We start from the raw sequence: 18,920 nt of genomic DNA, 5'->3' as shown, positions 1-18,920 counted from the left end.
CGGGCCTAGCCGATCTGCCGGGCCAATGTCTCGGTGGCCTTGCGCAGGGGCTCGCCGGCCAGGGCGGGGTTCCGGTCGGCGTCGCTGGAACCCTGGGAGACGAGCATCACCAGGTCCCCCGCGCCGTTCAGCGCGATCCGGGCGACGGCGGCGGAGCCGGGGCCCGGGGTGAGCCTGGTCTCGCCGATGCCGGGCCGCCCGTTGTAGGCGGTGGTCAGGTCGTCCACGCTGAGCTGTCCGGCCTGCCTGAGCCTGGGCAGCATCAGATTGAACGCGACGTCGTTCTTCGAGACGGCCAGCAGCTGGACCTCGACGGTGGACGAGCCGACGGTGTAGGCGCAGGTGATCTCGGCGGAGGGCGGGACGGCCGGCTGCTCGGGCAGGGACGGCGGGTGGGTGACGCCGGAGGGCCAGGGCTGGGGCGCGACCCCGTCGCCGGCGTCGCCCGAGACGGCGTGGCCGCCGTGGGTGTCGGGGGCCACGGCGCCGGTGATTCCCGCGGTGCTCGCGGCCTTGGCGAAGTCGAGGCCGAGCGGGCAGGTGTCCGTGCCGTTCTTGATCGTGTCCAGGGCGACGGTCCGGACACGGTCGTAGCTGAGGGCCCGGCCGCCGGGGGCGAAGTCGTCGGCCGAGGAGCAGGCGGCGGCGCCGAGCGTGATCCCGGTGGCGACGAACGCGGTGGTGAGCCTTCGGCGTTGGGCAGTGGTCATGATCGCAGGGTAGGCCCGCGATCGTCCCGTGTCGTCGTCGAACGGGTCTCGATCGCGTTCCGTCGAGGCCGTGTCAGGGGACGGCGGGGCCGCTCAGGTACGTCCCGTCCGCCGAGTACGGCCAGGCGTTGGGCGGGCAGCCCTTGAGGCCGTAGATCTGCTGCATCATCGCGGGCGCGGGCTTGCCGGGGCCGGGGCAGGTCTCGTGGCCGTGGCCTATCCGGTGGCCGACCTCGTGATTGACGATCAGCGCCCGGTACTCCTCTATCGGGCCGCTGAACTGGGGTGAACCGGTGTTCCAGCGCTTGGAGTTGACGAGCACCTGGTTGCCGACGTTGCAGTTCACCTCGCCGTGGGTGTCCAGGCCGGAGGCGCCGCAGATCTTGTCGACCGTCGCCGGGGAGGCGATCTTCACCGCGAAGTCGTACGCACCGGAGGCGACCAGCTGGAAGCCGTTCTTGTGGTCGTTGGTCCAGCCGCGCTTGTCGCCGAGGATGGCGTGTATCTGCGCGGCGGCTGAGGGGGCGTCGATGTTGATGCCGTCCTCGACCTCCACCCGGTAGCGGCGGATGGTGCCGCGTCCGACGGCCTGGGCGTTGGCGGGGGCGACGCTGAAGGTGCCCGCGCCCTTGGTGGGGCCGGGGTCGGGCGCGGTGGGGGTGGGCTGCGTGGTCGGCGTCGGCGCGGCCGGGGGAGGGGTCGTCGGCGCGGGGGCGGCCGGGGTCTCCTCGGGCGGTGCGATCCGGGCCTGGGCGCTGGGGCCGGCGGCCGGGGCCTCGTCGGTTCCGTTCAGGGCGAACGCGGCGACGCCCAGGACCAGGACGGCGGCGACGAGTGCCGTGAGCATGCCAGGTCCGACCCGGCGCTGCCGTCGACTGCGTCGGCGGCCACCCTGGGCGCGACGGCGCGGGGCGGAACGGGCTGCGGGCACGGTCGACACCCTTCCATGGCAAACGGGTGAATGTCCACATACGCGGTATGCAGATATGCGCGGGCGGCGGATCGGCCGGCCGACAATCCCGGGGGACGGCCGACGGGCGGTTGACCCCTGGGCACCGGGTGGCAGACTGCACTGCATGGCGATTCACAGGAATCTTCTCGACGGCCCCGAACCGACCCTCCTGCCGGAGGACGAGCACCCCTACCGGATGCTCGCGGAGGAGTCGGCCTCACCGACGCAGGTGGCGGCCGAGTACCCGACCTTCTGCCTGGCCTGGGCGATGCTCGCCGACGACGCCAATGCGGCCGGCCGGTACGTCGAGTCGTACGCCTACGCCCGCACCGGCTACCACCGGGGCCTCGACGCGCTGCGCCGCAACGGCTGGAAGGGCCACGGCCCGGTGCCGTGGGAGCACCGCGGCAACCGCGGCTTCCTGCGCTGCCTCGCGGCGCTCGCCCGGGCGGCTGGCGCGATCAAGGAGACCGAGGAGGAGGCCCGCTGCTGGCAGTTCCTGAAGGACAGCAGCGCGGAGGCGTACGCGGAGCTCAAGCAGTAGTCATCGTTCGGACCAGCAAGAACAGCAAGAACAGCAGGAACAGCACGGTGCCCCCGGCGGATCCCTCCGCCGGGGGCACCGCCGCATCCGCTTACTTCAGGCGCTTGCCGGCCGAGCGCAGCTGCTCGGCGGCCTCGACCACGCGGGCCGCCATGCCGGCCTCGGCCAGCTTGCCCCAGGTGCGCGGGTCGTAGGTATTCTTCTTGCCGACCTCGCCGTCGACCTTCAGCACGCCGTCGTAGTTGGCGAACATGTGGCCGGCCACCGGGCGGGTGAAGGCGTACTGGGTGTCGGTGTCCAGGTTCATCTTCACGACGCCGTTCTCCAGCGCGGTGGCGATCTCCTCGGCCGAGGAGCCCGAGCCGCCGTGGAAGACGAAGTCGAACGGGTCGGTCTTGCCGTACTGCTTGCCGATCGCGTCCTGCAGCTCGCGCAGCAGCTCCGGCTTGAGGACCACGTTGCCCGGCTTGTACACGCCGTGCACGTTGCCGAAGGAGGCGGCCAGCAGGTAGCGGCCCTTCTCGCCCAGGCCCAGGGCCTCGGCGGTGCGCACGGCGTCGTTGACGGTGGTGTACAGCTCGTCGTTGATCTCGTGGGTGACGCCGTCCTCCTCGCCGCCGGTCGGGGTGATCTCGACCTCGAGGATGATCTTCGCGGCGGCGGCCTGGACCAGCAGCTCCTGGGCGATGGCCAGGTTGTCGGCCAGGGTCTCGGCCGAGCCGTCCCACATGTGCGACTGGAACAGCGGGTCCTGCCCCTTGGCCACGCGCTCGGCGGAGACCGCCAGCAGCGGGCGGACGTAGCCGTCCAGCTTGTCCTTCGGGCAGTGGTCGGTGTGCAGCGCGACGGTGACGTCGTACTTGGCGGCGACGATGTGCGCGAACTCGGCCAGGGCCACGGCGCCGGTCACCATGTCCTTGTTGTGCTGGCCGCCCAGGAACTCCGCGCCACCGGTCGAGATCTGGATGATGCCGTCGCTCTCGGCCTCGGCGAAACCGCGCAGGGCGGCGTGCAGGGTCTGCGAGGAGGTGACGTTGATGGCCGGGTAGGCGAACTTGCCCGCCTTGGCCCGGTCGAGCATCTCGTTGTAGACCTCGGGAGTTGCGATGGGCATGCGATCCGCTCCTGTCGGGTTGCGGCGTACGGACGGGTGCTGTCCGACGCTGGGTACGCCTTCGTGACGACTCCGTGCCGGCCCGCCGACGCGCGGCGCTGCGGTGTGGCTCTCCGGCACCAAGGTTCGAGGCGGCCACCGCGGTACGGCCATGAGGGTGGGGCCACCGCGGACCGGACGCCTCGGCCATCTTCCCAGACTCGTGCCCGCAGGTCAGCAGGAGCCCGCCTGTCGGGACGTCCGGCCGCGTGCCCGGTCCCGTGCCCGGCAGGGAGCCCGGTCACGTGCCCGGCGGGGAGCCGGCCGGGCGCCGTTCGTAAGGTGGGCCCGCTATCCTGCGCCCGTGGACTACAACCAGCTGGCCGTCAATCTTCTCGACGCCAAATCCCTGATCTCCTCGCTCGGCGCCATCGGGCTGATCGCGATCATCTTCGCGGAGACCGGCCTGCTGGTCGGCTTCTTCTTCCCGGGCGACTCACTGCTGATCCTCGCGGGCGTCGCCGCCTCCGACGCCGCCTCCTCGGTGCTCGGGGACGGGGCCAAGCTGCCGATCGCCGTCCTGCTGGTCGGCTGCCCGATCGCGGCGATCGCCGGGGCCCAGCTGGGGCACCTGATCGGGGTCAAGGTCGGGCCGAGGATGTTCGACAAGCCCGATTCGAAGATCTTCCGCCGCGAGTACGTGGTGAAGGCGGAGGAGTACTTCAACAAGTTCGGCTCGGGCAAGGCCGTGGTCCTGGCCCGCTTCATGCCGATCATCCGGACCTTCCTCAACCCGGTGGCCGGCACCCTGGAGATGCCCGCGCGGACCTTCTTCGTGTGGAACGTCATCGGCGGTGTGCTCTGGACCGAGTCCATGCTGCTGATCGGCTACTTCTTCGGTGACGCGCTCGCCCCGGTGATCGACAAGTACCTGATCCCGGCGGTGCTGCTGATCGTCCTGCTGTCGATCTCGCCGATCCTGGTCGAGGTCGTCCGGGAGCGCCGGAAGAAGAAGGCCGGCATCGTCGACGACGTCGACCAGGAGTCCGCGCACACCGCGGGCGGCCGGCACCGGCGCGGCTGAGGGTCCCGCTCACGACGGAGGGGCTGGTCGTTGTTCCACGTGGAACAACGACCAGCCCCTCCGCGCGTTCGTGCGTCCTACAGGCCGAGGTCGGCCGCGGTGTAGGCGGTGACGTACGGGAGGCCCTGCGCCTCGACGGCGTCCTGGCCGCCGCGCTCGACGATCACCGCGACGCCCACGACCTCGGCGCCCGCCTCACGCAGCGCCTCGACGGCCGTCAGCACCGAGCCGCCGGTGGTGGAGGTGTCCTCGACGGCCAGCACCCGGCGGCCCTTGACGTCCGGGCCCTCGATGCGGCGCTGGAGGCCGTGCGCCTTGCCCGCCTTGCGGACCACGAAGGCGTCCAGCTGCCGCCCGCGCGCGGCGGCGGCGTGCAGCATGGAGGCGGCCACCGGGTCGGCGCCCAGGGTCAGGCCGCCGACGGCGTCGTACTCGAGGTGGGAGGTCGCGTCCAGCATCACCCGGCCGACCAGCGGGGCGGCCACGCCGTCCAGCGTGATCCGGCGAAGGTCGACGTAGTAGTCCGCCTCCTTGCCGGAGGAGAGGGTGACCTTGCCGTGCACGACGGCCTTGTCCTTGATCTGTGCCAGCAGGGCGTCGCGGTCGTTGCTCATGAGCGTTCAGTCTAGTGCCGCTCCTCAGCGGCGGCGCAGCGCCCTGACCAGCACCACGGCCCCGCCCAGCAGGGCCACCGATCCGCCGATCACCCACGGCAGCGTGCTGCGGCCGTCCGAACCGGGAACCACGATGCCGCCCGCCTCGCCGCCCCAGCGGGACGCGGCCCGGGCCCGGGCGCTGCGGGCCGGCGGGGCCGGGGCGTAGCGGCCGCGCGGCGGAGCGTGGTCCACCTCCTCGGCGGAGCGGCCGACGATGCTGCGGCGCACCGGGGACTCCTCCTCGTAGGCGAACAGGGGTTCGGAGGTGAGTTCCTCGGCGACGGCGTCCTCGGTGTGCTCGGCGCCGCTCGCGTGACCGTCCTGGTCCTCGGCCTGGTCCACGTCGTCCACGTCGTCGTCCTCGGCGGAGCCGGTCGGGAGGCCGAAGCCCTCGGCATCGGCGTCGGAGAAGGCGATCAGGTCGGAGAGGTCGTCGTCGAGGTCCTCGCCGGGCTGGTCGAGGTAGACCACGCCGGCTTCCGTCCCGTCGTCTTCCGCGGTGCCGTCCTCCGCGGTGCCGTCCCCGGACTCGTCGGGTTCCTCGGCGGCCTCCCCGGGGCCGGTCAGGGCGGCGGAGAAACGGTCCAGCAGGCGGCGGCCGGCGGCGTCCAGGGTCTCGGCGTCGAACTCGGCCAGGCGGCCGGTGGCGCTGAGGTCCCCGGTGAAGCGGATCACCGCGGTGCCGGCCTCGGGGCCGTCGCCGACGCTGACCCGGACGGTCGCCGTCGCCTCACCGCCGCCCCGGGCCTCCAGGCCCTCGGCGAACACGGTCAGCACGCCTTCCCGGCCCTCGATCAGCGACAGCACGCCCTTGTACGTGATCGTGGAGCCGCCGATCCGCAGCTTGAGCCGCCCACCGATCTCCTCGGCGGGGCCGCTGCCCACCGCCGCCGGTTCGGTGCTCAGCCCCGGCACACTCCGCGCCAGCCGTGCGGGCTCCTGCATCGCCTGCCGCACCAACCCGGCCGGCATCGGGACGACAACCTCATGCTCCATGCCACGGAGCCTACCGACCCGTCCCCGCCCGGTCCCCACCCAGCACCGCCCGACTTCTTCACGCCGTCCACCACGCCGGTGGAACGGGCTCCGCGGCGGCCCGCCTCAGCGGGGGCTGAGGAGGGTCAGGGGCGGCGGGGTGCGGGGCGGGCGACGGCCTGCGAGGAGGGCGGTGGAGGCGCGGAGGGTGTCGGGGGTGAGGGTGCGCGGCGGCGGGGCGTCGGGGGCGAGGGCGAGCGGGGGCGGGTCTGCGGCGGCGAGGAGGAAGTCCTGCGTGGCGGCCGCGTCGCCCGGCCCGGGCCGGCAGGCGGCGGTGGCGCTGCCCGGGACGGCGTACGGGGTGGTGCGCAGGCCCGCGGCCCGCAGGCCGGACTCGATCCGCCAGAGCCCGTCCTCCTCCCCGCCGCCGCGGACGGCCAGGCGCCCGCCGGGGGCGAGGAGCCGGGCGGCGAGGCCGTAGAACTCCTGGGAGTGGAACTTGACCGGCCCGCCGTCCGCGGGGGCCGGCAGATCGGCGAGCACCACGTCGTACGGGCCGTCGGTGGTGCCGCGCAGCCAGGCCATCGGGTCGGCGGCGGTGGTCCGCACCCGGGGGTCGTCCATCGAGTGCCCGCCGAGGGCCGCGAGGCCCGGGTCGGTGCGGGCGAGGCGGGGCAGGGCCGGGTCGGCGTCGACGAGCTCGACGGAGCGGACGCCGCGGTGCCGCAGCACCTCCCGCAGGGTGAGGCCGTCGCCGCCGCCGAGGAGCAGCACCCGGGCGTCCGGCCCGGCGGCCATCGCGGGGTGGACCAGGGCCTCGCCGCCCCGGTACTCGTCGGGCCCGCAGACCGCGAGCCGCCCGTCCAGGTAGAGCCGCAGGGGGCCTTCGGCGGGGCCGGTGAGCACGATCTCCTGGAGGCGGCTGCGGGTGGCGTAGCGCACCTGGTCGCCGTAGAGCGCGTGCCGGGCGGCGCGTTCGATGCCGTCGGAGCCCGCGGCGGCGGCCGCGAGCAGCCCGAGGACGAGGGCGCAGCCGGCCCAGAGCAGCCGTCGTATCCGGGGGGCGGGTTCCTCGCGGAAGAGCCAGAGCACGACGGCGGCCCCGGCGACGGCGTTGACGGCGCCGGTCAGGAGCGCGCCGTCGCCGGGGCCGAGGGTGGGCAGGATCAGGAAGGGGAAGGCGAGGCCGCCGATGAGCGCGCCCACGTAGTCGGCGGCGAAGAGGTCGGCGACGGCGCGGCCGGCGTCCTCGCGCCGGATGCGCTGTATGAGGGTCATCAGCAGGGGGATCTCGGCGCCGATGAGGATCCCGATGAGGCAGGTCAGGCCGACCATCGCGGCCTGGTAGCGGCCGATCCAGGCCCAGCAGGAGTAGAGGGCGAGGACGGAGAGGCCGCCGGTGAGGGCGAGCGCGCACTCGACGAGGGCGAAGGCGGTGGCGGGCCGCCGGGTGAAGCGCTTGGCGAGGAGCGAGCCGAGGCCCATCGCGAACACCATGACGGAGAGCACCACGGAGGTCTGGGTGACGGTGTCCCCGAGCAGGTAGTCACCGAGTGCGACCAGTTCGAGCTCGTACACCAGCCCGCAGGCCGCGCAGACGAACGCGGCCAGCAGGACGGTCAGCCGGGCGAGCCGGGGGTGTGAGCGCAGCCGGGACCGACGGCGGGCGGGCAGGGGGACGAGCCCGCGCCCGGGCCGGGGAGGGGTGCCGTCGTCGAGGTCCACGCCCGCGTGGGCGGGGGGACCGGCCGGATGGTTGATCACGAACAAACGCTAGGGGACGTTCGGGACGGATAGCTGCGCCCATTCGACGGACAGTGCGGACCGCTCGGTTGACGAACCGTTCCTGCGTGCGAACCGGGGGCGATTGATGCGTGGGTTATGACCGGATCCGGGGTGCCGTTGCGGCTCTCGCGGGTCATGCCCCCGACACCACGAGCGAGGAGCGGGTGCAGACCAGCTGCCCCTCCTGGGGGTAGGCGTGCCAGGTGCGCCAGAGCAGCCGGTCGGTGCCGCCCTGGGTGACCAGTGCGGTGAAGGCGCTCGGGTCCCCCGGGAAGACCCCGGCGAGGCCCCGCGGGTGGCCCTCGACCAGGGCCAGGATCTCCTGGGCGCGGGCCGCGAAGTCGTGCGGCGGCATGACCTCGATCCTGGCCGCGAACTCGTACTCCCAGCCGCCGACCTGCTTGGCGACCCGGGCGGGCAGCGGGGTGCGGCGGCCGGGCAGGCAGGCGACGGTCTCCAGGCAGCTGCCGGGGCCGGCCTCGATCACCACCTGGTGCGAGGCGCCGAGCAGCCGCAGCTGCAGGGTGCCGGAGGCGCCGGGGCGCCCCTGGCCGTCGAGTCTCAGGTCGCGGACGGCGAGCGCGGGCAACGGGTCGCCGCCGAGGCACCAGGCCAGGTCACCGGCCCGGGTGTCCGTATAGGAGGTCTGCAGTGTGGTGAGCATGCTCGGCTCCGCGTTTCAGCTCCGTGCGCGCCCGCCGAGCAGCAGCGACTTGGCCTAGGCGATGGCGAGGCTGTTCGTGGCTGTGCGGCCCTGGGCGCGGCCGACCGTGGAAGGAAGGATTCCGGCTGGAGAGTCAGCAGCAGGGAAGCACGAATACACCGGGCCCGTCGGCGATTTACCCAACTTTGTCAAGCATTCACCGTTTCGAGCACATCCGGTTCCCCGCTCTGATCGACCCGGTGTGCGACTCTGCACCGCGCGCGCCCTTGCGACCGGTTCACGCGCCGTGCGCTCGGTGCGCGCGCCTCCCCCGCGCTCCACGCGCCACCCACCCCCACCGCCCGGCCACGAGCCCCCGGCGCCCGCGCCCCGGAGATCACCCCACCCGCCCCCGCAGCACCAAACCCGCAGGCGTCCCACGGTAGTTGAGCGGTCATCAGAACGGATGCCGGGCCAGAATTGCTCCCATTCGAGGGAGCGCGAAACCACCGGCGCACGCCGGTCACACACAACGCGCTACCAGACCAACCGTCCGCCTTGCAGCGACCCGGGCCCGGGTCTCCTGACCGCCGAGCGCCCCCGAATCGCCGTTCACCGATGCGGCGGGGGGGGGGGGGGGGGGGAGACACAGGTTCACACCACCCCGCCCCAGAAAGCACAAACCCCCCCCCCAGAAGCCCGGCGGGGGGTGGCCCCCCCCGCGGCGGGGGCCCCCCCCCCCGCCCCGCCCCCCCCACCCGCTTACCCCGCCGGGGGGGGGGTGTTTGCCCAAACCCCCCCCCTAAACCCCCCCCCGCCGCATCTCCCAACTAGCCGACGCCTCAGAGGCGCTGGAGGCGGGTCACCGCCTCGGTCAGGACCTCGTCCTTCTTGCAGAAGGTGAAGCGGACCAGGCTGCGGCCGGCGTCGGTGTCGTCGTAGAAGACGGCGTTGGGGATGGCGACGACGCCGCAGCGGTCGGGGAGGGAGCGGCAGAACTCGATGCCGTCCTTCTCGCCGAGGGGGGTGATGTCGGTGGTGATGAAGTAGGTGCCTTCGGGGGTGAAGGCGTGGAAGCCGGCGGTGGTGAGGCCGTCGAGGAGCAGGTCGCGCTTGCGCAGGAGGTCGGTGCGGAGCTGCTGGAAGTAGCTGTCGGGCAGCCTGAGGGCTTCGGCGACGGCGTACTGGAAGGGGCCGGCGCTGACGTAGGTGAGGTACTGCTTGGCGGTGCGGACGGCACCGACCAGGGCGGGGGCCGCCGTCACCCAGGCCACTCCATTTTCGTACACTCATTCGCGTGCGACGAACAAGCCCTGACCAGCGAACCTCTGCCGCCGGAGAGCCGGCGGCGATCTACTGCCGAATATCGCAGGCGGACGACGATGATCAGACCGGCGTGGACCGCCAGGAGCGGATCTGCCGGGAGATCGCCGAGCGGCGTGGCTTCATCATCAAACCCGAACATGTGTACGTGGACAACAGCCGCTCGGCTTGGAGCCGGAAGCGCAAGCGGCCGGGCTGGGACCAGCTGCTGGAGGAGGCCCGGGGCCGGAGCTTCCAGCACATCATCGCCTACCATCCCGACCGGCTGATGCGGCAGCCGCGAGACCTGGAGGAACTGCTCCAGGTCTCGGACGACCACGCGATCACTCTCCATGGCGAGGCGAACCGGCGTGACCTCTCCGACCCGGATGACCGGTTCATCCTGCGCATCGAGGTGGCCCACGCCTGCCGCTCGTCCGACGACACCTCCCGCCGATTGAAGTCGGCCATGAAGGACCGAGCCCAGGAAGGGAAGCCGCAGGGCGGTGTCCGCAGGTACGGCTACGAGCCGGGAGGCATGACGATCGTCGAGGCGGAAGCCGAGATCGTCCGCGAGGTGTTCGACCGCTACCTCAAGGGCGAGGGGCCGTCTCCGATCGCGCGAGACCTCCACCGGCGCGGGATCGAGACGGCCAACGGCAAGGCGTGGAACGCCGGGACCGTGCGCGCGCTGCTGGACTCCCGTCACGTCGCCGGCATCCGCATGCACCAAGGGGAGGAGATCGGCCGGGGCACCTGGCCCGCCATCATCAACCCCGGCACCTGGGAGGAGGCTCGGGCTCGGCGCGAGTACCGCGCGGCGGCACACCAAGAGAGCCGGAGCAAGCCCCCGCAGCGGTTCTACCTTCTGCGTGGCCTCGTGATGTGCTCGCGGTGCGGCACCTTGATGTCCGGCACGGTCATGCAGAACGGCCCCGCGTATCGGTGCAACCGGCGGAACCGGAACGGCGACCAGAAGTGCGTCCGCTCGATCAGGGCGGAGTCGTTGGAGGACTTCGTTCGGGACGCCGCGATCGACCTGCTCGGGAAGCTGCGGGTGGACGGCCGACTTGCTACCAGCAACTTGTCGGACGAAACCGCCGAGGCGCTCGAGGCGGACCAGCAGCAGCTCGCCGAGCTGAACGAGATGTGGACGGCCAAGGAGATCAGCACGGCGGAGTTCCGCAAGATGCGGAAGGAGATCCAGGCGCGCATCGCGAAGGCCCAACGCAAGGTCGTGGTACGGCCGATGGTCCTGCTGGATGGATTGACCGGCCCCGGAGCTCGTAAGGCGTGGTTCGCCGAGGAGATGACGGACGAGCGTCGGAACGCGGTGCTGCGGTTCCTCTTCTCCGGTGTGGTGATTGACGAGCCCAAGAAGTTGGGCAGGTACATGGACTGGGAGCGGATCGGCATCGAGCAGAACCCGCTCTGAGGATGGGGTCGACGCGCTACCACAAGATCGGCCGAACGTATCCGGCCGTAGGTGGGTGATCGTGGTCTCGGGGGCCCGGTGCGGGTCCGTCGTCCGAGGAGGTCGCCGTCGCCTTACCACAAGATCGGCTCGCTACAGCGAGCCGCGCGTGGGCGATTGTGGTCTCGCGGACCCGACACGGGGCCGAGTAGCGCCAGGAGAAGGAAAGGCGGGATTCGCATTTCGATGACGCGAGCCAACGCCCCGACCAGGGGCCTTCTGGAAGGGCGTCGTCGCAGGTCAGATGGACTGCGGAAAATCCGGTAACGATTTCACTGAAGTCCTTGCCCGGTGGATTTCGCCGAAGTCCTTGCACGGGAGATATGGCGGCTGCTTGAGTTATTGGCATCCCCGGTCATTCCGCCTGCGATCTCCCCTGCCCGTACGACCTCTCCCCGGCGCGGCCTGGCGCCCTCTATCACCGGTTTCCGGCCGCACCAAACCGGCACCTTCGTGGTCACCTGTGTGCGGCGACGGCCTTCGTGCCGCCGCCGGATGCCCCAGCCTGCCCGAAACGAGGAGCTTCTGACATGAGATAGCCGCCGAGGAGCGTGCCGAGCGCCTGCCAGCGTCCGGCCCGCCGCCCGGCCCGTGCCCGGTGTTGGAGCACCAGGTGTGTGGCCTCCGACTTCCTGACGACCGCCCACAACCCGCGCAACCCGGTGCAACCCAGGGGCCTGCCAGCCCCGCACCGGCCGCGAGGAGGCTCAGCTGACCATGCCCGCACACCCCCACCTCGCGCACTCTCCCGGCGTAGACGGGACGGTGATCGCCCTGCGCCGCCCCGGCACCGGTGCGACCGCCCCGACCGGGGGGCGTTCACTCTCGGGACAGCCGGCCGACGAGCGCGCACGAGCGCTGGAGAGGGTCTGCTCCGGTTTCCGGACGACGATCAGCCCGCGCAGCGCGGCCCGCCTGGCCGACCTGATGGGCACCGCCACGGCCGGTGCCGTGGCTCTCGCGGCCTGACCGCGCCCACCCCGGGGCCCGCGAACAGCGCGGATTTTCCGGGAAAAGGGGTCGGCCCCTGGTGTTGGAGCACCAAGGGCCGAGACGACTCCCTGACGACCGCCCACAAATAACGATCAGCATCGGTGCCTTCGGCCTGCCAGCCGCACGGCACCGCGCAAGGAGTTCCGTGTCCCAGCGTACGTTTCCCAGCTCCCGGACCGCATCCCCCTTCCCGGATGACGATCCCGTCTCGCCGGCCCTGGGTGGGCTGGGCGGGCTGCCGGTGCCGCCGCACGACCTTGACGCCGAGGCGATGGTGCTGGGCACCGGCATGTTCCAGGCGGAGGCCATCGACGTGATCCGCCCGATCCTTCAGCCGGGCGACTTCTACCGGCCCGCGCACGGCGACATCTGGCGCGCGCTGCTCGCGCTGCGCGACGAGGGCGCCCCGACCGACCCGACCGCCGTGGGCGCCCAGCTCGCCAAGGGCGGCAACCTCAACCGCGTCGGCGGCACGTCCTACCTGCACCGCCTGTTCACCGCCTCCGTCCCGGTGTCCGGCGCGGACTACCACGCGCAGATCGTGCGGGAGAAGGCCGAGCTTCGGCGCTGGCAGGCCACCGCCGTCCGCCTGCTCCAGCAGACCGACGCCGAGGGCGCCGACCCTGAGCGGATCCGGGCCGCACTCGATGCCGAGCTGACCTCGGCGGCCGACCGGGGCTTCGGAGTGCGCGGGCAGCGGCTGACCAGGTTCGCGGTGGACGGCTGGTCCTTCGTCCAGGACCTCGGCGACCAGGTCGCCCCGATCTGGGGCAGCCGCGAGCAGACCGCCTGGGCGGACGGCGAGTCCCTGATGCTGGTCGGCCCGCCCGGGGTGGGCAAGACCACGATCGCCCACCAGATCGTCCTGGCCCGCCTCGGCCTGCTCTCCGCCGTGCTGGACATGCCGGTCGCCGAGGGCGAACGCGTCCTCTACCTGGCGATGGACCGCCCGCCACAGATCGCCCGCGCCTTCGCCCGCCGCGTCACGCCCGCCGACCGCCGCCACCTCGCCGAGCGGCTGGTCTTCTGGACCGGCCCGCTCCCCGCGTCGCTGGACCGGGAGCCCAACCTGCTGGCCGAGATGGCCGAGGCCCACCGGGCGGACACCGTGGTCATCGACAGCCTCAAGGACGTCGTCGGCAAACTCACCGACGACGAGGCGGGCCTGGCCTACAACAACGCCCGCCAGCGGCTCCTGCGCTCGGGCACCCAGCTGCTGGAGCTGCACCACCAGCGCAAGTCGAGCGGCGACGCCAAGCGCGGCGAGCGACCGGTGCTGGACCGGGTGTACGGGTCGGCGTGGTTCACCGCCGGAGCCGGCAGCGTCCTGTTCCTCGCCGGTGCAGCCGGGGATCCGATCGTCAAGCTGCACCAGCTCAAGACCGTCACCGGCGACGTCGGCCCGCTCTCGGTGGTCCATGACCACACCCGGGGCACCTCCACCGTCGAGGCGGCCCTCGACCCGGCCGCCATCCTCGCCGCCGCCCCGCAGGGCATGACCGCCCGTGAGCTGGCCTGCCGCCTGGCCGGCGAGGCCGACCCCGACCGCTCCGACATCGAGAAGGCCCGCAGGCGCCTGGAAACCCTGGTCAAGGCCGGCAGGGCCACCCGCCAGGACGGCACCACCGGCGGGACCGGAGGCGGCCAGCAGACCCGCTACCGCTCCACCGTCCGCCACATCGCCGCCGTCTCCTGACCGGCCCACCGGCCACCTGTCGGCGCGGTCCACGCGACCGATCACGCCCCGCCAGCCCCACCGGTCACCACGCACCGCCCACACCGCGCACGCCGACCGCCGAAACCAGCGGTCCCACAGCGCACGTACCCCTGCATGCCGTTCACGCCGCCTCCGCTGCACGCGCGTTCCCCTCCTTAAGAGGGGAAACGCGTGCGCGCCCAGCAGGACCGGCACCCAACACCTCGACCACCAAAGGGAAGAACACCACCCCCATGCCCGCCACCCTGGACCGCACCGCCCCGACATCGAGCCGCGTGACCGGCTGGGACTTCACCGCGGTCGCCCTGCTCGCCATCGCCGGCTTCGCCCTCTCCTACGACGCCCTGCGCCAGACCGCCATCGCGATACACGTCCGAGGCCCGCTCACCTACGTCTTCCCGCTGATCATCGATGGCTTCATCGCCTACAGCGTCCGCGCGCTGCTGATCCTGCGCACCGCGCCGCTGACGGCCCGCGCCTACGTGTGGCTGCTGTTCGGGGCCTCCACCACCGCCAGCATCTGGGCGAACGTCCTGCACGCCGTCCGCCTCAACCAGCAGACCCTCGCGGTCAACGGCCAGCTGCACCTGAGCGACATGTCGGTCGGCCTCCTGTCCGCCGTCGCCCCGCTCGCCCTCGCCGGGTCCGTCCACCTCGGCATCATCACCGCCCGCCACACCCACCCCACCGCCGCACGGACCGGCAACGTGTCCCCGGCCGAGGACCTCTTGTGGACCGTTCCGGGCAGCCCGGAGCACGCCCGGACCGACGACACCGTCCCCGGCGAACCCGCAGGCCAGAGGCCGAGCGGAAATACGGCTCAGCCCCCAACCCCCAAGCCCGCAGGCCGTCCCCCGGGCGCTTCGCTCGACGAACTGGCCGCCATCGGCCAGCAGGCGTGGACCGACGCCCGGAAGCTCAGCCGATCCGTGGTCCGCGACGCCATCCGGGAACAGGGCCTCACGATCTCCGACCAGCGGCTCACCGAGGTCATGAAGATGCTCCGCCCCGACGACGAACCCCACCAGCAAGCCGCCGTCGACTGATCCGTGCACTTCCGGGCACCTCGCCGAGCCGAGACCAGCGAGGTGTCCGCCCCTGCCCCGCCCGGCCCAGCACCACGCCCACTCCCCGGCCGTGTGAAGCCCGGACCGCCGCCTTCTACGCCGCATCTCCGGCACCACCAACCGGCATCCGCCCGGACCATCACCCGCGACACCCCACCACCCATCGGCCTGTCCCGACAGAGAATCCGGAGACCCCGTGCCCGCCCCGCAGCACCCCCGCGATACCTCCCCCGCCGTTGCCGAGAAGGGCGCCAAGACCGGTAGGCTGATCGACCGTCTACTGCGCGCGTTCGGTAACTCTGCTCCTGGCGGAGCCAGTTGTACCCAGTCTCCGACACTTCGCGCCGGGCTGGGGTCCTCCGCCCCAGGGGTGGCTGAGGAGGCCCGGCGCGAGGGCGCGCCAGGCCAGGAGGCCCAGGCCGAGGGCGGCCCGGACCCGGAGAAGCTCGACGCGCTGCAGCGCGACATCCTCGCCCGCGTCCGCGCCGACCAGCCGAGCGCCAAGACGCCCGCCGTCGTCGACGACGAGAGCGTTCGCGCCGTTCGCGCCGCGTTCCTGCACGAGAACACCGCCGTCCTCGACGTCCCGAAACTGAACACTCCCGAAGGCGCCCAGCCGATGCCCAAGGGCAAGCACCGCAAGCACACCGGAACCCGCCGTACAGAGCGGGTCGGCCCGGTCGGCTTCACCGAAGCGGAACTCGTCGAGCTGAAGGACGCCGCCGAGCGCCACGGCTACAAGGACACGATCTCCGGATACCTCGGCGACATCGCGCTCGCGTTCATCCGGGGCGAGTTCACCGTCGACCTGCCCCTGCACACCGACCGACTCGCCCTGCAGGAGTTCCGCGCGGAAGTCCTCCGGGAGATCAACGCCATCGGCAACAACATCAACCAGATGGTCCACGTGCTCCACCGGGACGACCGCATCGAACCCGACACCGGTGAGCGCCTGGACCAGCTGTGGCACCTGCTCACCGCCGTCGCCGAGGCCCTGCTCATCCCCACCAGCCCGGCCCCGATCAGCCCCGAAGGAGGCGCAAGCGCATGATCCCCTCCATCAAGGCCCCCGGCGGCAACAGCCGCGGCCTGCTGGCCTACCTCTACGGGCCCGGCCGCCACGACGAGCACCTCGACCCGCACATCGTCGCCTCGTTCAGCCCGCTCGGCCTGCGCGACCCCGGCCGCGACCAGACCGCCACTCTCACCCAGCTCGCCCGGATCCTCGACGAGCCGGTGAACGTGTACAACAGCGGCTTCGGGCGGAAGGTCACCGACCACGTCTGGCACTGCCCCGTGCGCGCCGCCCCCGGCGACCGGTACCTCTCCGACGCCGAATGGGGCGAGATCGCGCGCCGCATCGTGCATGCCGCCGGCATCGCCCCCGACCGTGACCCGCACGGCTGCCGCTGGATCGCCGTCCGGCACGCCGACGACCACATTCACATCCTCGCCACCACCGTCCGCGAGGACGGCCGCCGCCCCAAGCTCCACAACAGCGGCAAGCGCGCTCAGGCCGAAGCCCGCAAGATCGAGAAGGAACTCGGGCTCCACCGGGTGAAGCCGGGTGACCGCACCGGCGAGCGCCGACCCACCCAGGCCGAGATGCACAAGGCCGACCGCCTCGGCTGGCAGCAGACCAGCCGCGCCTGGCTGCAGGACCGCCTCCGCGACGCCATCCCCCACGCCACCAGCGTCGAGGAACTCCTCGCCTACCTCCAGGCAGACGGCGTCGAGGTCAAGCTCCGCCGCATGCCTTCCGGCGACCTCCAGGGCTACGCGGTCGGCCGCCCCGGCGACACCAACGCCAAGGGCGAGCAGATCTACATCCCCGGCAGCAAGCTCGCCCCCGATCTGTCCCTGCCCAAGCTCCAGGCCCGCCTCACCGCCACCGCCCCGGAGGAGCACCCCACCGCCCGGCGCAACCGGCCCACCACCAGCTGGCACCGCGCCACCGACACTCTCGACCACGTCCACCGGCACCTCACCGAGGACACCACCGGCGGAACGGGCGGCGAGGACGGCGGCGCGCTCGCGCAGGCCCAGATCACCGCGCTGGGCGACATCATCAACGCCACCGCCCAGCAGGCTCCCGCAGAGCTGCGGGCCGAACTGCGAGCCGCCACACGGGCGTTCGCCCGCGCCCAGCGCTCCCAGGTCCGCGCCGACCACCAGGGCGCCGCCGACCTGCGCCGCGCCGCCCGCGACATCATCCACGCCGGCGACGGGCCGGACGGCAACGCCCTCACCGTCATGATCGCGGCCCTCGTCTGGGCAGCGATCCTCGCGGGCCGCTGGCACCAGGCCCGAGGCCACGCCCAGCAGGCCCAAGCCGCCCAGCAGGCCGTCCAGCACCTCCAGACCGCCTACGACCAGGCCGCCACCGACCACCTCGTCGCCCTCACCCACCGCCAGCCCAAGCCGGAGGTCACCAACACCCTCGCCGGCGACGTCCGCTCCGCCGTCCCCGACCACGCCACCCAGATCCTCGCCGACCCCAACTGGCCCGCCCTGGCCACCGTCCTCGCCGACGCCACCGCCCTCGGCCACCAGCCCCGACAGCTCCTCCAGGAGGCCGCCGCCCGGCGCGAACTCACCACCGCCCGCCTTCCCGCCAAGGTCCTCCTCGGCCGCATCCAGCACACCAGCCGCAACCCCAGCCACAACTCCGCCGCCGAAGCCGCCCGCGTACGCGCCGCCACCGCCCGCAGCGCCACACACGCCACCCCGACCGACCCGGTCAACCGGGCCACCCCGCCCAGCGCACCGGCCACCACCCCTCAGCGCCGAACCCGCTGAACCCACACCGACAAGAGTGCGCACGCGCCCGGCCGGCCCCGACGCCGGGGCACCGAACCGGTGCCCCGGCACCCCACCCAGTACGGAGCCCAATTCTGAAGATCCACCCGCTCGCAGCCAACTGCCCTGCTGAGATGTCGGTTTGATGTCGTCTGCGGCGGCCGGGAACCATCCCCGCCGCCGTGCGTCTTGTGTGCTTGCAACCGTCACCGACACGGAAGAGGGCACCACTTGACCGACTACGAACCCGCCTTCCACAACCCCCACCACGAGCCCCACCGGAGCGTCATCCGCGCCGTCCCCCACCCCGGTGAACTCGACGCCCGCGGAATCCCCATCACCTGCCCCGACTGCCGCGCCCGCCGCGACTGGCTCCTCCTCAACGTCCGCCACCAGGTCTTCGTCCGCTGCCGCTGCGCGGCCGAGTGGCACGAGCCCGACCTCACCCGCGCTTACTTCGACTTGCACTTCACCGCCCCCGAGCATGAGTGGGACGAGTGGGACAACTTCGAAGCCGCCATGCGGGCACTCGCGTTCGACGGCCTGCTCGCCGGAGCGACCTGGGATTGACCGGCCCAGCACTGCGGGCCGCCACTGCACAGTGGTGGCCCGCAGTGCTTTCACGCCCGTCAGTCGCTGACCGCCGGCGCGAAGTAGTCGCGGAGCATGATGGTGGTCCAGTCAGCCTGGCGCTGCTCTCCGCGCGGCCCCATCTCGGCGAACCACGGCTTCACGTCCAGGACCGGGGTGCCGTCCACAGCGTCGAGGTCTTCGACGTGGAGGTCCAGGCCGTCGACCTTGATCAGGCGGCAGCGGGATACCCCGAGCCAGTTCAGGCGCCGCATGTTGCGGTGCCCGAAGATCCCGACCTCCGGCCACGCCGGGTTGTCCCGGGGCCGGCGGGCACCGAGGTTCAGGTCGGTCGGGTCAGTGAGGTGGAACCGGAAGGCGACCTCCAGGTGTGAGAAGTCCTCAAGGCCCTTGGTTGCGTCGGGCGTGAAGAGGGATCCGTCCAGCCGGATGATCGCCCGGGTGCCGCCCCAGAAGTCGTCCGTGGGTTCGATCCGGCCGCCGACCACATGGCCGAGGGCCTCGACCTCGAACGTCTCACGGTCTGCCATCAGTG

At 72.3% G+C, this 18,920-nt stretch carries 17 protein-coding genes and 1 pseudogene; 9 read left to right on the top strand and 9 right to left on the bottom strand.

The features are described 5' to 3' along the window. Positions 1–5 precede the first annotated feature (5 nt). A complete protein-coding gene (locus tag ACIBCA_RS16335) occupies positions 6–710 on the bottom strand; it encodes a hypothetical protein (protein ID WP_396283534.1) in 705 nt (234 codons plus the stop codon). 73 nt (positions 711–783) lie between these two features. After that, on the bottom strand, positions 784–1,557 hold the full coding sequence (locus ACIBCA_RS16330) for a DUF3152 domain-containing protein (protein ID WP_396283533.1): 774 nt from the start codon (positions 1,555–1,557) through the stop codon (positions 784–786). A 229-nt stretch (positions 1,558–1,786) separates the two neighbouring features. On the opposite strand from ACIBCA_RS16330, the gene ACIBCA_RS16325 reads away from it, so the two are divergent. After that, on the top strand, positions 1,787–2,206 hold the full coding sequence (locus tag ACIBCA_RS16325) for a DUF3151 domain-containing protein (RefSeq protein ID WP_031067631.1): 420 nt from the start codon (positions 1,787–1,789) through the stop codon (positions 2,204–2,206). Positions 2,207–2,297: 91 nt separating this feature from the next. Here ACIBCA_RS16325 and fbaA read toward each other — a convergent pair whose 3' ends face one another. Beyond that, positions 2,298–3,320, bottom strand: a complete 1,023-nt coding sequence (gene fbaA, locus ACIBCA_RS16320) for a class II fructose-bisphosphate aldolase (RefSeq protein WP_396283532.1) — start codon at positions 3,318–3,320, stop codon at positions 2,298–2,300. Between the two features lie 343 nt (positions 3,321–3,663). Between fbaA and ACIBCA_RS16315 the strand changes: the two genes are divergently transcribed. Next, on the top strand, positions 3,664–4,383 hold the full coding sequence (locus ACIBCA_RS16315) for a DedA family protein (protein ID WP_396283531.1): 720 nt from the start codon (positions 3,664–3,666) through the stop codon (positions 4,381–4,383). 77 nt (positions 4,384–4,460) lie between these two features. On the opposite strand, the gene pyrE is transcribed toward ACIBCA_RS16315, so the two are convergent. The 5 genes and pseudogenes from pyrE to ACIBCA_RS16290 form a co-directional block, all read right to left on the bottom strand. Next, a complete protein-coding gene (pyrE, locus tag ACIBCA_RS16310; protein WP_396283530.1) occupies positions 4,461–4,997 on the bottom strand; it encodes an orotate phosphoribosyltransferase in 537 nt (178 codons plus the stop codon). Between the two features lie 24 nt (positions 4,998–5,021). Beyond that, a complete protein-coding gene (locus ACIBCA_RS16305) occupies positions 5,022–6,035 on the bottom strand; it encodes a hypothetical protein (RefSeq protein WP_396283529.1) in 1,014 nt (337 codons plus the stop codon). A 105-nt stretch (positions 6,036–6,140) separates the two neighbouring features. Further along, entirely contained in the window at positions 6,141–7,778 is a 1,638-nt protein-coding gene (locus ACIBCA_RS16300) for a polyamine aminopropyltransferase (RefSeq protein ID WP_396283528.1), read from the bottom strand. 154 nt (positions 7,779–7,932) lie between these two features. After that, positions 7,933–8,463 carry a DUF2617 family protein gene (locus tag ACIBCA_RS16295; protein WP_396283527.1) on the bottom strand — a complete coding sequence of 177 codons (531 nt, stop codon included), beginning with the start codon at positions 8,461–8,463 and terminating at the stop codon, positions 7,933–7,935. 821 nt (positions 8,464–9,284) lie between these two features. Further along, a pseudogene (locus ACIBCA_RS16290) lies at positions 9,285–9,716 on the bottom strand (aminotransferase class I/II-fold pyridoxal phosphate-dependent enzyme); the annotation flags it as partial. Between the two features lie 23 nt (positions 9,717–9,739). On the opposite strand from ACIBCA_RS16290, the gene ACIBCA_RS16285 reads away from it, so the two are divergent. From ACIBCA_RS16285 to ACIBCA_RS16255, 7 genes are all read left to right on the top strand, one after another. Continuing rightward, positions 9,740–11,179 carry a recombinase family protein gene (locus ACIBCA_RS16285; RefSeq protein ID WP_396283526.1) on the top strand — a complete coding sequence of 480 codons (1,440 nt, stop codon included), beginning with the start codon at positions 9,740–9,742 and terminating at the stop codon, positions 11,177–11,179. A 756-nt stretch (positions 11,180–11,935) separates the two neighbouring features. Then, complete coding sequence (locus ACIBCA_RS16280; protein ID WP_396283525.1) at positions 11,936–12,187, top strand: hypothetical protein; 252 nt, start codon at positions 11,936–11,938, stop codon at positions 12,185–12,187. 169 nt (positions 12,188–12,356) lie between these two features. Beyond that, positions 12,357–13,907, top strand: a complete 1,551-nt coding sequence (locus ACIBCA_RS16275; RefSeq protein WP_396283524.1) for a DnaB-like helicase N-terminal domain-containing protein — start codon at positions 12,357–12,359, stop codon at positions 13,905–13,907. 254 nt (positions 13,908–14,161) lie between these two features. Next, complete coding sequence (locus ACIBCA_RS16270) at positions 14,162–14,974, top strand: DUF2637 domain-containing protein (protein WP_396283523.1); 813 nt, start codon at positions 14,162–14,164, stop codon at positions 14,972–14,974. A gap of 391 nt (positions 14,975–15,365) precedes the next feature. After that, positions 15,366–16,046: a plasmid mobilization relaxosome protein MobC gene (gene mobC, locus ACIBCA_RS16265; protein WP_396283522.1), complete on the top strand. Its 681-nt coding sequence runs from the start codon at positions 15,366–15,368 to the stop codon at positions 16,044–16,046. Beyond that, positions 16,043–17,794 carry a relaxase/mobilization nuclease domain-containing protein gene (locus ACIBCA_RS16260; RefSeq protein WP_396283521.1) on the top strand — a complete coding sequence of 584 codons (1,752 nt, stop codon included), beginning with the start codon at positions 16,043–16,045 and terminating at the stop codon, positions 17,792–17,794. The genes mobC and ACIBCA_RS16260 overlap by 4 nt, the downstream gene beginning before the upstream one ends. 231 nt (positions 17,795–18,025) lie before the next feature. Further along, the gene (locus ACIBCA_RS16255; RefSeq protein WP_396283520.1) at positions 18,026–18,364 is read left to right on the top strand and encodes a hypothetical protein; all 339 of its coding nucleotides are present in this window, start codon (positions 18,026–18,028) and stop codon (positions 18,362–18,364) included. 59 nt (positions 18,365–18,423) lie between these two features. Here ACIBCA_RS16255 and ACIBCA_RS16250 read toward each other — a convergent pair whose 3' ends face one another. Next, positions 18,424–18,915 (bottom strand): TrmO family methyltransferase, encoded by a 492-nt coding sequence (locus ACIBCA_RS16250; RefSeq protein WP_396283519.1) that lies wholly within the window; start codon positions 18,913–18,915, stop codon positions 18,424–18,426. Positions 18,916–18,920: the final 5 nt, after the last annotated feature.

Origin of the sequence: Kitasatospora sp. NPDC051170 (assembly GCF_044455705.1) — a bacterium.
Taxonomy (GTDB): Bacteria; Actinomycetota; Actinomycetes; order Streptomycetales; family Streptomycetaceae; genus Kitasatospora.
This window is presented reverse-complemented; position numbering and strand designations above follow the sequence as displayed.

Bases quoted from the DNA above. Each gene is read 5' to 3' on its own strand.
- ACIBCA_RS16250 (WP_396283519.1), bottom strand. From the start codon at position 18,915: ATGGCAGACCGTGAGACGTTCGAGGTCGAGGCCCTCGGCCATGTGGTC.
- ACIBCA_RS16280 (WP_396283525.1), top strand. From the start codon at position 11,936: ATGCCCGCACACCCCCACCTCGCGCACTCTCCCGGCGTAGACGGGACG.
- ACIBCA_RS16330 (WP_396283533.1), bottom strand. From the start codon at position 1,557: ATGCTCACGGCACTCGTCGCCGCCGTCCTGGTCCTGGGCGTCGCCGCG.
- ACIBCA_RS16335 (WP_396283534.1), bottom strand. From the start codon at position 710: ATGACCACTGCCCAACGCCGAAGGCTCACCACCGCGTTCGTCGCCACC.
- ACIBCA_RS16270 (WP_396283523.1), top strand. From the start codon at position 14,162: ATGCCCGCCACCCTGGACCGCACCGCCCCGACATCGAGCCGCGTGACC.
- ACIBCA_RS16305 (WP_396283529.1), bottom strand. From the start codon at position 6,035: ATGGAGCATGAGGTTGTCGTCCCGATGCCGGCCGGGTTGGTGCGGCAG.
- ACIBCA_RS16325 (WP_031067631.1), top strand. From the start codon at position 1,787: ATGGCGATTCACAGGAATCTTCTCGACGGCCCCGAACCGACCCTCCTG.
- ACIBCA_RS16260 (WP_396283521.1), top strand. From the start codon at position 16,043: ATGATCCCCTCCATCAAGGCCCCCGGCGGCAACAGCCGCGGCCTGCTG.
- ACIBCA_RS16295 (WP_396283527.1), bottom strand. From the start codon at position 8,463: ATGCTCACCACACTGCAGACCTCCTATACGGACACCCGGGCCGGTGAC.
- pyrE (WP_396283530.1), bottom strand. From the start codon at position 4,997: ATGAGCAACGACCGCGACGCCCTGCTGGCACAGATCAAGGACAAGGCC.
- fbaA (WP_396283532.1), bottom strand. From the start codon at position 3,320: ATGCCCATCGCAACTCCCGAGGTCTACAACGAGATGCTCGACCGGGCC.